Annotated in this window: 6 protein-coding genes; 2 read left to right on the top strand and 4 right to left on the bottom strand. The window is 64.9% G+C overall.

Annotated features, from left to right (window positions below):
- Nucleotides 1–3: 3 nt before the first annotated feature.
- On the bottom strand, nt 4–2,829 hold the full coding sequence (locus tag ACZI8W_RS03040; protein ID WP_463366991.1) for an FtsW/RodA/SpoVE family cell cycle protein: 2,826 nt from the start codon (nt 2,827–2,829) through the stop codon (nt 4–6).
- Nucleotides 2,816–4,027 carry a hypothetical protein gene (locus tag ACZI8W_RS03035; protein WP_463366990.1) on the bottom strand — a complete coding sequence of 404 codons (1,212 nt, stop codon included), beginning with the start codon at nt 4,025–4,027 and terminating at the stop codon, nt 2,816–2,818. Before ACZI8W_RS03035 ends, ACZI8W_RS03040 begins: the two co-directional genes overlap by 14 nt.
- Nucleotides 4,028–4,237: 210 nt before the next feature.
- Between ACZI8W_RS03035 and ACZI8W_RS03030 the strand changes: the two genes are divergently transcribed.
- On the top strand, nt 4,238–5,296 hold the full coding sequence (locus tag ACZI8W_RS03030) for an MmyB family transcriptional regulator (protein WP_463366989.1): 1,059 nt from the start codon (nt 4,238–4,240) through the stop codon (nt 5,294–5,296).
- A 206-nt stretch (nt 5,297–5,502) separates the two neighbouring features.
- On the opposite strand, the gene ACZI8W_RS03025 is transcribed toward ACZI8W_RS03030, so the two are convergent.
- Both ACZI8W_RS03025 and ACZI8W_RS03020 read right to left on the bottom strand, forming a co-directional pair.
- Nucleotides 5,503–6,318, bottom strand: a complete 816-nt coding sequence (locus tag ACZI8W_RS03025; RefSeq protein WP_463366988.1) for a T3SS (YopN, CesT) and YbjN peptide-binding chaperone 1 — start codon at nt 6,316–6,318, stop codon at nt 5,503–5,505.
- A gap of 1 nt (nt 6,319) precedes the next feature.
- Nucleotides 6,320–6,865 carry a hypothetical protein gene (locus ACZI8W_RS03020; protein ID WP_463366987.1) on the bottom strand — a complete coding sequence of 182 codons (546 nt, stop codon included), beginning with the start codon at nt 6,863–6,865 and terminating at the stop codon, nt 6,320–6,322.
- A gap of 156 nt (nt 6,866–7,021) precedes the next feature.
- On the opposite strand from ACZI8W_RS03020, the gene ACZI8W_RS03015 reads away from it, so the two are divergent.
- A complete protein-coding gene (locus ACZI8W_RS03015; protein ID WP_463366986.1) occupies nt 7,022–13,033 on the top strand; it encodes an anti-phage protein ProA in 6,012 nt (2,003 codons plus the stop codon).
- The last annotated feature ends 161 nt before the right edge of the window (nt 13,034–13,194 follow it).

Below are 13,194 nucleotides of genomic sequence, written 5' to 3'. Positions count from 1 at the left end.
CACTCAGGGGTTCGGTATCCGGAGCTGCGCGAGGTAACGCTCGAGCAGACCCTTGACGACCGGACCGGACGTCGCCGACCCGAATCCGCCACCGCGCACCAATGCCGTCACCACGACCTCGGGCGCGTCGGCAGGTACCACCGCTGAGAACCAGGCATTGAGGCCCTTTCCGGGCGCCGACGGATCCTCCGCCGTACCGGTCTTCGCGGCGGCCGGCACCGGCAGACTCGCGAGTTGGCCCGCAGTACCGGCCGACGCCGACGCCCGCATCCCCGCTCGCACGGGTTCGAGTTCGCCCGCAAACGACAACTGACGCGGTTCAGCGGTGGGAACCGGCACAGTGCCCGCGGGCCCATATGCTGCCGCGAGCTGCGGGGTCACCGTCGCGCCCGAGGCGATTCCCGACGTCCAGCGCGCCACCTGCAGCGGCGTGGCGGTGACGGTGCCCTGACCGATTCCCATCAGCAGCGTCGATCCCGGGTACCAGGTTCCGCCGATACTCCCGACGTTCTCGGGTGTGCCGAGGAAGCCTTCGGATTCACTGGGCAGATCGATCCCCGAGCGTGAGCCCACCCCGAGTTCGGTGGCCGTGGTCGCGATGCGCTCCGGCCCGAGAAGGTCGGCGAGTTGGTAGAAGTACACGTTGTCCGACCACTGGATCGCCCCGAGCAGGCTGTTCGGTCCCATCGGTTGCCAGTTCGCGAACGTGTGGCCGCCGTAGGTGTAGGCCGCCCCGCCGGCGAGGGCTACGTCCGGCGACAGCACGTGGAACGCCGCGTTCGCCGAGGCGGTCACGATCTTGAAGGTCGAGCCGGGAGGTACGGCCGTCTGGACGGCGTGATTGAGCATGCGGCCCGGTCCGTCACTGTCGGTCTGTGCCGCTAGTGCGACCGGATCGACCGGGGGTCCGTAGACGTTGTTGTCGTAGCCGGGCACGCTGGCCAGGGCCAGCACTGCCCCGGTTCGAGCGTCCATCACGACCGCCGCGCCGAGGTCGCCTCCGCTGCTGCGCACGGCCTGGGTGAGCGCATCGGTCGCGGCTTGTTGCATGCCGAGATCGAGGTGGAGCCGCAGGTCGTGGCCCCGAATCGGATCCACCCGCTCCCCTGTACCGACGGGATGCCCGGACGGGTCGACATACATGCACTGCCTGCCGTCGACGCCGCGCAACAGCGCGTCGTACTGCCTCTCCAGCCCGGCCTTGCCGACTCGTGATCCGAGGGCGAGATTCGGCCAGGCCTGCATGTCCTGCTGGTCCGCGATCCCGACGTATCCGAGGACCGACGCCAGCACTTCGCCGTGTGGGTAGTGTCTGCGGCCCGTCGGGTAGACGAGCACCCAGGGCAGCTGGGCGTCCACGATGGCCCGGGCCTGCTCGGGTCCGACCCGTCCGAGCGTCACCTGCAGCTCTCCGTCGCTGCCCCGGAGCTCCTCCCCCAGCTGTTCCGGGGTGATACCGAGCAGAGCCGCGAGTTCGTCACGCACCGCCGGGTCTCGCTCGGCAAACATCCGCGCGACCACCGCGACGGTGTACTCGTCGGCATTGGCCGCGACCGGAACGCCGGCCCGATCGAGGATGTGACCGCGCTCGGCGGGCAGGCGGATGCAGCGCAGCATCTGTGTGTCGCTGGTCGCGCGCAGTTCCGTGCCCTGGTCGCTCTGCAACTGCCACGCGAACACCGACATCGCAACCAGCGACGCCGTCAACGTCAGCGCCCCCACCGGCACGACTCGCGGCAACCGTCTCCGATGGGGTTCGGTCACCCACAGCGGCCGCGTCACACCGTCGCGGCGCACCGCCAGCACCAGGCCGATGGACACGAACCCGATGATCGAGGCGGTGCCCCCGTAGCTGAACACCGGAATCGGCATGCCGGTGTGCGGCAGCAGCGACAGGCTTTGGGCGACGGACACCGCGGTGTGGATCCCGAACAGTCCGCCGACGCCGGCAGCGACGAGCGCCCCTTCCCGGGTCCGTGCGAGCCGGGCGGCGAGAACGCATCGCCACACGATGATCACGACCGCGACCACGACGGCTATGCCCGCAACGAGACCCCACCCGTACACCAGACTTGCGAATGCCAGGTCGTGCTCCGACTCGGGCAGGTACTGGGATCGTAGGTCGTAGTCCGGTTCCCGTCCGAGACCCCACCAACCCGCGCTGCCCATCGCGATGTCCGCCTGCCAGGCGGCCCACCCCGACCCCTGCGGGTCGGCGTCGTTGGACAGGAACACGTGGATCCGCTCCAGCTGATACGGGCGTAGGAACAGCACGGCCAGCGGTAGGGAGACAAGCCCGAGCGCGAACAGTGGGCCCAGGGTCCGCATCGGCACCCGCGCCAGGATCAGCATGAGCAGCACGGTGGCCGCGAGCACCACGGCGGTCGACAGGTCGGGCTGCACCGCAACCAACACGATCGGCACCGCCGACACGGCCATGACTTGAACGAACCTGCCGAACGTGTACCCGACGGCCAGGATCGAGGCGGGCACCAGAACCAGAGCAAGCTTGGCGATCTCGGAGGGCTGGAGGGTGAACACACCGAGGTTCAGCCAGCGCTGAGCGCCCTTCGTCGCGATCCCGATCAACGGCACCGCGGCGAGCAGCACCACTGAGGCGGCGAACGACGCCCACCCGAAACGACTCAGAGCAGCGATCCGCGTGCGCGAGGCCGCCCACATCGCTCCCAGCCCCACAACAGCGAGCACGGCGTGACGCACGGCGAGCGACGACATGCCCGTCGCGCTCATGTTGAGCATCCCGAGGGCGACCAGCGCGACGGCCGCCGTGACGAGCCACGGATCGGAGGGTCGTCTATCCGCCGTCACGAGGGCCCCCGGGCGAGCAGGTTGCGTTCTCGCTGGGAACGTACATCGGTTCGGACGCGGTCGCGGCGGGGACGGTGGTGACCGCGGCGACGGCAAGCGCCGATCCCGGCGGCAGGTCGACGCTGCCGATGCCGTATGCCTCCCGCGCACCCGGCGGCACCGGAATCGTGACGTCCCCACCGGGCCGCGCCGCGCCCGTACATCGGTCGTACACGGTCGGATTCCAGGTCACAGCGCCCACGCTCGCTGCGGGGTCTAGTCCCACATCGACCCGCACGGTGCACGACCGTCCTGCCTCGCAGGGGCCGTTCGCGAAGGTCGCGGCCACCTGCGTGATCGGGCCGGCAGCGCCCGGAAGAGCGGTATCGACGGGCCCGGGTCCGGTTTGCGGCTCGGCCGGCGGCGAGACCGGACTGATCCGATCGTCCATCGACGATTCCACCGGGTCGAGGAGAGTGCGCCAACTCCGGTTCAGCTCCGACCACGCGGTGGGAGCCGCCCACACGATCCCGACGAGTATCAGGACGGCAAGCAACGCGAATATCCCCCGGCGCCTCGACAGCCGCCTCCTCTTGCGATGCCACACCTTCCCAACGGGCCGATGCAGCCGGTTCGGGGCGCGCGACCGCCTCGTCTCCGGAATGGGCGCGTCCCCCCGTTCTGTCGCAGCGTCCTCCCCGGGAGCGCGCCCCTTCAGCGCCGTGACGAGCGCGGCGATCTGGGACCGTTTCCGTCCGGTCTCGACGTCGTCGAATTCGGTTGCGGCAGCGTAACGAACCCGTCTCGTCAAGCCGACGAGATCCGACGATTCCGCAAGCGCTACCTCCACTCGGTCTGCAAGTGCCTCAATGCGGCAGTTCGTCGCGATCCGGTGAAGCAGACGCGCCGCTACATCGTGCACCTCGTCCCAGGACCCGGCATCGCCGGTGGACCGGATCGTGAGCTGTCCGGTGTCGGACACCATCACGTCGCCGTCTCGGAATCGGATCGGAGGACGGCCCCGGCCGTGTGCGAGTTCGAGTTGATCGACGACATCCGTGACGAGCAACGCGGCCTGCGCGGGGGTCAACGTCACAATGGCAAGTAGCCTTCCGAGCGCCACACGACCCATGTCGTCGTCGGTACATGCGGGCGGTCCGGAGCGAGCCTCATCGTTCTTGTAGTCCGTCGCATGAACTCCCAAGGCTGCTTCGATCATCACGCATCCCGCAAACGCCGACCCTCCCGCATACCAGACTGGAGCGGGAAGCTAGTTGACCTTGAATTACCTTTCCCCCTTGATGTTTCGTTTCCGAAATCTATTGTCTGTTATTTGACCACGAGTTGACTCGGGTTTCAGCGAAACCCTGGCGGGCAGCGGAGGCGAAGTTGTTACGGAGCCCCCCGCTGCGCCCAGCCGGTCCGGCCCGTGACCGAGGCAACCCAACTCTCAATACATCTCCGACTACAAACTCCCCTGCGACCTGATCGTTCGCCCGATCCCGCTGAACCCGTTAGTCTCCCTGCCCGGTCGAGTCTGTGCGGGTCTGCGACCTTCATTCTCGCGGGAGAGGGACACTTCACTGTGGTACCTCCCCCGGAGAGAACCGGTCTTTGCAGCCAGGTCTCACGGTCGTCGCCGAGCACCCACTCGACGACGTCGCCGTCGGGACGAACAGCATCGGTGAGCCAGTGTGTCTCGTCGAGCACCCATCCAGCGATCACGCCCCGCGGTGTCATCGTCGACGTCGATCGCCGTTCCCGCCGCGGCGAGATATCCCGTCACGGTGAGGCGCACTCCCCCGGACGCTTCGGCGACGCGACTCCAATCGGACATCACCCAGCGCCTTCGTCGCGAACTTGCGCTCCGCCGTCGCGGTGCTCGGGCAAGCCTCTCCCCCCGGAGAGCTCGTGCGCACGCTGCAAGCGCACGAACCCCGAGTTCGCCGATCTGTGGGGCCACCAGAAGGTGGGGCGCAGGTTCGTCGTACAAAAACCCTCGTGCATCCGGGAGATCGGCGAGATCGAGGTCGATTGCCAGGCGTTGTTCACCGAGGATCAGATGCAGCCACTGATCGTCCTCACCACGAAACCAGAAACCGAAGCGGCGGAGAAGACCCATCTGCTCAGGGTGGTCGGGATTCAGAATTTTCTCGTAGCCGCCCGGCTGATGCACGTGTGCGTGCATCACAAGCGAGGGCGCCCGCCTCTGCACGAGGTCGGGCGCCCTTGCTCTCGAAAACGAAGTCAGCTGGCCGAAAGCGAACCAGCCGAACCGGAATCGGACGATCCCACCTTCAGAAAATCGGAGAGCGCCCCGACCAGGCAGTCCAGGGCGAAGGGGTTGGCCGAACAAGGGGCGATCGGCCACGGCCCTTCGAGCGGTGCGGCAGTCGCAGTCGCCGGGCCAGCGAATCCGATCGCCGTGGTTGCAGCGGCCACTACCATCAACTTGCGAATCACGTACGTGTACTCCTCGTTTCGATGAGCCGGTCATGTCCTCTATCAGCGCTGACACGCCGAACGTTACAGGTCCATAGGCTCACCACCGGCACGTGCATCAGACCCAGAGAAGCATCGACACTCCGCGATCGGCAGGAACGTTCCCTTCAGCCGCTTGACCAGCGTCCCTGGGCAGTACACGACTATTGCGCGTAGACGGGTGACGAGCAGTCGCGCGTTCGATCGGATCCCCTACGACTCGACGGCCTTTGCGGCGCAGTCCTTGCAAGCCCCTCCGCTCCCGGGTAGCACCGTTACCTCCAGGGCGGCTCGCAGGCGTTGGTATGTGTTTGCCCAAGCTGCTGCTTCGTGGTTGCACGAGGCAGCCTCCTCGACATCCCCAGAGGCGGTCGCTTCGTCAGCAGACGCCGACCATTCCAATTCCTGTTCCTTCACCAACCGGAGGTACTCGAGGATGACGTCCCGGTCGTGGCTGCACACGTGAGCGACTTCGATGGGTTCGAGCACCCTCGTTCCGTCTTCGTCGAGGTGGATCAGAGTCAGGAGTGCGGATGGGAGGGATTCGTCCTTGTCGTCCTTGTCGGCCTTCTTTTCAGGCTTCGGCGACCCTCCCTGATAAATGGCCTGGTATCTCGTTCGGCCCTCTTTTTCTGCACCGTATTCCGATTTGCACCGGTTGATGAAGTCCTGGAGTTGCCCGATCGCGTCGTCCAGATGTCGCGGCACGAATGGATGAGCGGGGATATCGATCACGATGGACAAGTGCTGTCCGTCATCGACGAAACGCAGATACGACGTGCTGACCAACATCTCCACTCGTCGTTCAGGAAATTCCGCAAAGGCGAACGGACGGAGCATTTTCGGCGCAATGATCAGTACCCGAGGATGAGACGGACCGACAATGACCCGCACCACCTGCGACCCCAGTGAAATCTCCCAGGACTCGGGATGCACCACTTTCACCCTGTCGTCGAACATCCTCTTCAGCGAACGAAAAATCAGCCTTCCGAGCTCGCTGCGGTTCCGCACGATGACGGCGGTGTTCAATTCACTCTCTGTCATCAGCGAGTACTGACGGGTCTCGCGCCCTGGTGGGAACGGTACGGTGGCGGAAATGACGAGTGCAAACACGTCCGGTCGTATGGTCGATGATTCTCACCGCCGCCCCCTCGGGATGAGGAAGAGCGAATACGCGCTCGACCAGTTGGGACAGGTCGCGTGCGCCGAAAACTCCGGCGACCGCTTTCAAGCGGAACTCGACGAGCTCCGTGAGAGTAGGAACGGACCCTCGTACCGACTCCTCTACCCACAGAGATGAGGCACGTATTCGTCCGAGTTCTTGTTCGGTGAGCAGCCGAGTCGGCAGGGCCACGCGCGACGGTCCGCCCGGCCTCGACTCGATCTCCACTCCTATCGTGCGCACGCCGAGTTCCACTGCGAGCACGATCGATGCCGGACCGCGGACGTCCCAGATCTCCTCCCGAAGCCAGCTCGTGAACGAGGACCATGCATCCCGATGCCGCGCCTCCCACGTTTCCGCGGCGTACACACGACGCTTCGGTAGCAGGATGTCTTCGGTGTGCGATCCGGTCATGGCGGAACAGTATGCACTCTTCTGCTGAGCCTGTTTACCAGCAACAATGCCGCGCGTGTCACATTTGCCCGCTCTGTTCCGATAGGGGGAAGTGGGCGATCTGTCGGTTCCGGCCGATTGACGTCGGCAGGTGCACAGAAGGGGTGGAGCGAAGCAGTGAGACACGACTCGTTGTGGCAGGAGAAGACCGCCGAGCAGTCCGGGCTCAGGGCCCGGATACTCACTCACCCGGCAGTCAACCTGGCACTGATCCACAACTCCGTCCCGTTGATCTCGGAGCTTCGCGTCACGAACGCATCCGGTAGGCGCGCGGTCGACACGACCGTCACGGTCCGCATGCTCGGCAACGGTGAGGAACTTGCGCCGGTCTGGACTCGGACGTACGACGGCGAACTTCTCGACGGCACCGACGCGTACTGGGACGACTTTGTGGACTTCGTCCCTGCAGTCCACTACCTGCGTGCATTGAACGAAGCGCATCCGGCGACCATTGCGGTCACCGTGTCGACGATGTGGGCGCCGGACATCAATCTGACGATTCCGGTTCAGGTCCTCGCGCACAACGAGTGGTTCAACGCCCCGATCTTCTACGACTCCCTGGCCGCGTTCGTCCAACCCAACACGTCGGCCGTGCAGTCGGTCCTCGGAGACGCTGCCGAGCTACTGCGTGCGAACACCGGGAGTTCGTCGCTCGAGGGATACCAGATCGGTCCGGAACGAGCCGCGCTCATCGCCGCAGCCATCTACGAATCTTTGCGGTCCCGCGGGATCCGATACATCAATCCTCCGGCGTCCTTCGAGGAGACCGGACAAAAGATTCGCACCACCGCTCAGGTCCTGGACGAGAGTTTCGGCACCTGCATCGACCTGTCCGTCACCTACGCCGCGTGCCTCGAAGCTGCCGGGCTCCGACCGTTGCTCTGGATGGTCGACGGTCATGCCTTCTCCGGCTTCCTACGAGACGACGTTTCCCTTCCTCATCCGACCATCACCGAACCGAACGCACTCGTCAATCTCGTCGAGTCCGGCAAGGCCGTCGCCGTGGATGCGGTCTACTACGACCAGACCGGCGCCGGAGACTTCAAGAGTGCAATGAAGCGCGCTCGGGAGTACTTTGCATCTCCCGACACGCTGAACGGTGTTGTCGATGTCGCTGCGGCGAGGAAGAGCGGTATCCGTCCGCTGCTCTCGACCGATGACGTTGCGCCCAAGCCCCAGCCTCGGCCGACGGATCTTCACGACGTCGTCCTAGCCCTTCCCGACGAGCTGAAGTCCCGTGGGAATGCCGACGACGTAGTCCTCGACACCACCGATCACGCGCCTGCGCGGGTGCGCAAGTGGAAGCGAGCTCTGCTCGATCTGAGTACCCGAAACCGCCTGTTGAACTTGAGGCCGTCGGCGCAGGTCATCGACCTTCATGTACCTCAGGACGGGCTTCCGTGGCTCGACGACATCATCCATGCCGGTGACGCGATCACTCTCGTCCCGCACGACGAACTGGCGTCGATTCACGAACTGCAGGGTGCGCGGCGCGCGTCCGAGATCGAATCCGACGTGCTGCTGTCCTATCTCACGGACGACCGCCGCATGTACGGGGCGATTTCGCGTGACCTGTATGCGAAGCGGTTCAAGGAACTCTCTCGCACGGCACGCACCATGCTCGAGGAAACCGGCAGCGCCAACCTCTACTTGACGCTCGGTGCGCTCATCCACCGAACGTCCACGGGTGCGGAAGCCCGCGCTCCCCTCTTCTTGTTGCCGGTCCGTATCGTCGGCGGAACCGGGCGCAAGCCGTTCCAGATCACCGTCGATACCACCGAGGTGGCCACCCCCAACCATTGTCTCGTCGAGTGGCTTCGTCTCAAGCACAACGTGTCGATCGACGCTCTCGAATCCCCGAAGCTCGACGACAGCGGTCTCGACATCGTTCATGCGCTCCGCGGTATCCGAGCGGCCCTCGTCGAGAACCACATCGACCTGCGGGTCGACGAGGTTGCCACCGTCGCGATCTGCCAGTTCGGCACCTTCGGGATGTGGAAGGACCTCAACGAGCACTGGGACGTTCTCGAGCAGAGCCCGATCGTCCGACACCTCACGCACCATGCCGGCGAGTCGTTCCGCGACCCGCACGGCGACGAGAGCCTCGACAGTGCGAAAGTGGACGAGGCGTCTGTCCCCGTCCCCATCCCTGCGGATGGATCGCAGCTACGGGCGGTCGCGTTGGCTGCATCCGGACGCACGTTCGTCATCGAAGGCCCTCCCGGAACCGGCAAGTCCCAGACCATCACCAACCTCATCGCTCACGCGCTCGAACGCGGAAAGACCGTGTTGTTCGTGGCGGAGAAGCAGGCCGCGCTTGACGTGGTCAAGAAGCGCGTGTCGAAGGTCGGCCTGAGCAACTTCACGCTCGATCTACACGGCAAGAGTCAGAGCCAGAGCGCAATTCGCGAACAGCTCAAAGCTGCCATCGACAACAACGTCTACTACAACTCCCACAACTGGGACGCGAAGGTCGCCGAATACAGGTCGAAGTTGGTACCCCTCGCCGACTACCCCAACAAGATCCACAGCCGTAACGGCATCGACCATTCTTTGTGGCGGGCGTTCGAGTCGATTCTGGAGGTCCGCGACGGACCGCTTGCTCCGATCCCCAGCTGGTATGTAGCGCGACCCACTCAATCCTGGGCCACCGTTCGCGACACCCTCGAACTCTTCTCGCGTGCCGCCCAGACTCTGGAGATCCGCCCCGGCTCGCCATGGTCGCTCGCCGGGTCCATTCCGCAAGGAATCGAAGACCAGCACGTCTCCCTCGCTGTGCTCCGCTTCGCGGATGCGATCGACGCAGCTCTGACGAGTTCCCGCACGCGCGCGCTTCTCGAACGGGTGCAGGCACCGGACGATGTCGTCGCACTGCTCCCCCAGGCACGCCGTCAGCTCGGCCGTCAGATTCCCGACGGGGCAACCCTCGCGTGGATGCGTAACCCGCAGTTCGCTGCGGCACGTGAAGCTCTGTTCGTCGACATCGACCGCGCACATCAGAACTGTGCGCCCGTATTACGCACCTTCGTTCCGATGTTCTTGGAGTCGGGCGACGTCGATTTCTTCATCGCAGAGGCGGAGGAGTGCGACAAGGGTCTCTTCGGCAAGAAGAAGAAGGCCGAGCAGTTCCAGCGGAGCCTCGCACCGTTCGCCAACCCGGATGCCGACCTCGCACCCCAGGCCGTGCTTCCGTTGCTGCGGATGATCCCCATGGCCCGCGAGCAGGTCTCCCACCTCCGTACAGCCGTGCGCGATCTCCTCGGCCCTTTTGCTCCGGCCACCTGGAATCCGCTCGCTCCCACATGCGCCGACGAGCTGCGGCCGGTGTTCGAATACATCGACGACACCATCCGCTTCGTCGACGAGGCACCGGGGTTGTGGAAGGAGCTCGAATCCGTCGGCTTCTTGACGGAGCACGAGATTCGCGCGCTCGACGAAACTGCCGGCGCCTGGGTGAGCGTGCGTTCAACTCTCGGAACGTCCGATGCCGATGTAGCGCGTTGGGCAAACGGCGACCACTGGCTCACGGCATGGCAGCGAGACAACCGCGCCGTGCGAGAAGAGGCGCAGTACGGCGGTTCTCAGCGATTCTTCGCGTGGTCACGCATGTCTGCATATCTCGAACCTCTGCGTCACGCAAAACTACACGACTTCGTCGAAGCCCTGCTCACCGGACGGATTCCGGCGGCAGAAGCGCCGGTCGCATTCATCCGCGGCGCGGCGCGCGCTTCACTCGAGGAGCGGCGACGTACCACCGGCGTCGTCAACTTCACCACCGCCCTGCGCGACGGTGAGATCTCGGATTTCGTGCGGAGTGCAGAGGCACTACGCGACGAGCAGGTCAAGGCGCTGCCGGCCACGTTGCTGTCGCGGCGGCCGTTCCAGGCCGGTGCGCTGCAGGGTGAAGTCGGCGAACTGCGCCGGGCGCTCGAACGTAAACGCGGCGGCGCGACATTCCGCAACCTCATGGCTCGGTACTCACACCACATCCTCGCCGCGACGCCCTGCGTCTTCGTCAGCCCGACGTCGCTGGCTCAGTTCATCCCACCGGGCTCGGCCACATTCGACCTGGTCGTGTTCGACGAGGCGTCCCAGGTGACCGTCGCGCAGGCCATCGGGGCGCTCGGCCGGGGCCGCGCAGCTGTCATCGTCGGTGATTCACAGCAGATGCCACCGTCCACGTTCGGCCAGGTCAGCGCCGTCGATGACGACGAGGCGGACGAAGACGGAACGATCGTCCCGGAAGACCTCGAGAGCATCCTGACCGAGTGTGTCGAGTCCGGCGTTCCACGCCTGTGGTTGTCGTGGCACTACCGCAGCCAAGACGAGACTCTCATCAACTTCTCGAACCAGAAGTACTACGAAGGCCGGCTCGCCAGCCTGCCGTCTCCCGGAGGGGACGACACGGCAGGTGTCGAGTGGCGACGCGTCGATGGCCACTTCAACCGCGAGAACCGCAAGGAGGGGTATCGCACCAACCGCGTCGAAGCAGAAGCCATCGTCGAGGAGATCCGCACCCGGCTCGCAACCCCACGCCTGGCGGGTCAGAGCATCGGCGTTGTCACCTTCAACCTCCAGCAACGCGTCCTCGTTCAGGATCTCCTGGAGGCATGCGACGACCCCCTCGTCCGCGAACAGCTCCGTCCGGACAAGGAAGAGGGCATCTTCGTCAAGAACCTCGAGAACGTCCAGGGCGACGAGCGCGACGTCATCCTCTTCACCACAGCGTTCTCGAAGAAGCCCGGTGAGTCCCAGCTTCCGCTCCAGTTCGGTCCGTTGAGCCGGTCGGGTGGCGAGAAACGCTTCAACGTCGCCATCACGCGGGCGCGTCGCAAGGTCGTCATCTTCACGTCGTTCGATCCGTCCGACATCGACCTGTCGCGCACCAAGTCTGTGGGACTCGCGCATCTGCGTGGCTACCTGGAGATGGCGGCGCAGCGGGTGGCTCCCAGCCCGTCGGTGACCACGAACGACAACGTCGACGCCGTCCAGCGCAGCATCTGCGCGGCCCTCGCCGACCGCGGGTACGACGTCGCCACGAATTACGGCCTGTCCGAGTTCGTTCTCGACATCGTTGTGCGAGAGCCTGATTCCGCTCACTGGCAGGTCGCGGTGATGCTGGACGGCCCGCGTTGGGCCGGTCGCCCAACTGTGTCCGACCGCGACCTCACTCCCCGCTTGCTCGAAACTCTGATGCACTGGGGTTCGTCGGTGCGGGTGTGGCTTCCCGAGTGGATCGAGAATCCCGGAGCGGTACTCGACCGCATCGATGCTGCTGTCGATACTGCGCGCGAACGCCGGCGTCAGTACGAAGAGCAGCTCGCAAGGGAAGCCGAAGCACGCGCGATCGAGATCGCGGAGGCGGAAGCGCGCGCTGCCGAAGAACTCGTCGTCGAGAACCTGGAGGTGCTGGCCGACCTCTGCTTCGAGAAGGACGAGCCCGAACAGGTGCCTGTAGCCGGCACGGCCCTCGAAGAACAGCGCGAGCTCGTCGCAGGTGCCGCGACGATGCCTGCCCCGGCACTTCACTTCGACGAAGATGTGGTGCCGTCCTCCACCGAACGCGACTGGCACGGTCGAGGTGTCGCATACACCTGCGCCCCGAGCACGCCTCTCGGAGAACGCGAAGATCTCGACCGCGTCAACTCCGCGTCGATACGACGGATCATCACCGACGCGGTGCGTGAAACGGTGGAAATCGAAGGTCCGATCCTGCTGGACAGGCTGGCAAGAGACGTTGCGAGGCGGTTCGGTTTCGACCGAGTGTCGGCGGCGCGTAGAGAATTCGTTGTCGATTGTGTGCCGACCGAGTTGATGTCGACAACTCCGCTCGGAACGTTCGTATGGCCTCGGCAGATCAACAAGGCCGACTGGCGCGGGTTCCGTAAGACACCCGACGACGTCACTCGTCCCGTCAGCGATATCGCACCGGAGGAGATCCTCAACACGATGAGCTTCGCGTGCGAGGGACGAGAACTCGGCGTCGAGGCGCTCATCCGAGAAACGCTCGCCATCTTCAACCAACGGCGGTTGACGGGACCAACACGTGAGCGTTTGGAAGAGTGCCTGAACCTCGGGTTCAGGAGCGGCCGGTTGATTCCGGTGGGGTCGATGATCCGCTCCGGGTAGTTGACTCGCAGACTCGGCATCGACAGTCGAGGCTTCACGGTTCTATACCCAAACACGTTGCTCGCGCACAATATTGACGATTCTTCTTGCATCGAGCGCTATTCGATGCCAAGATTCCAAGATCGTCACCGATCCGCGTGGCGTCACAAGTGAAGAAGGCC

This window comes from Rhodococcus ruitaii, assembly GCF_055230935.1.
Note: the sequence above shows the minus strand (reverse complement) of the source record. Positions and strands in the feature narration are given on the sequence as shown.

Bases quoted from the DNA above. Each gene is read 5' to 3' on its own strand.
- ACZI8W_RS03035 (WP_463366990.1), bottom strand. From the start codon at position 4,027: ATGATCGAAGCAGCCTTGGGAGTTCATGCGACGGACTACAAGAACGAT.
- ACZI8W_RS03020 (WP_463366987.1), bottom strand. From the start codon at position 6,865: ATGACCGGATCGCACACCGAAGACATCCTGCTACCGAAGCGTCGTGTG.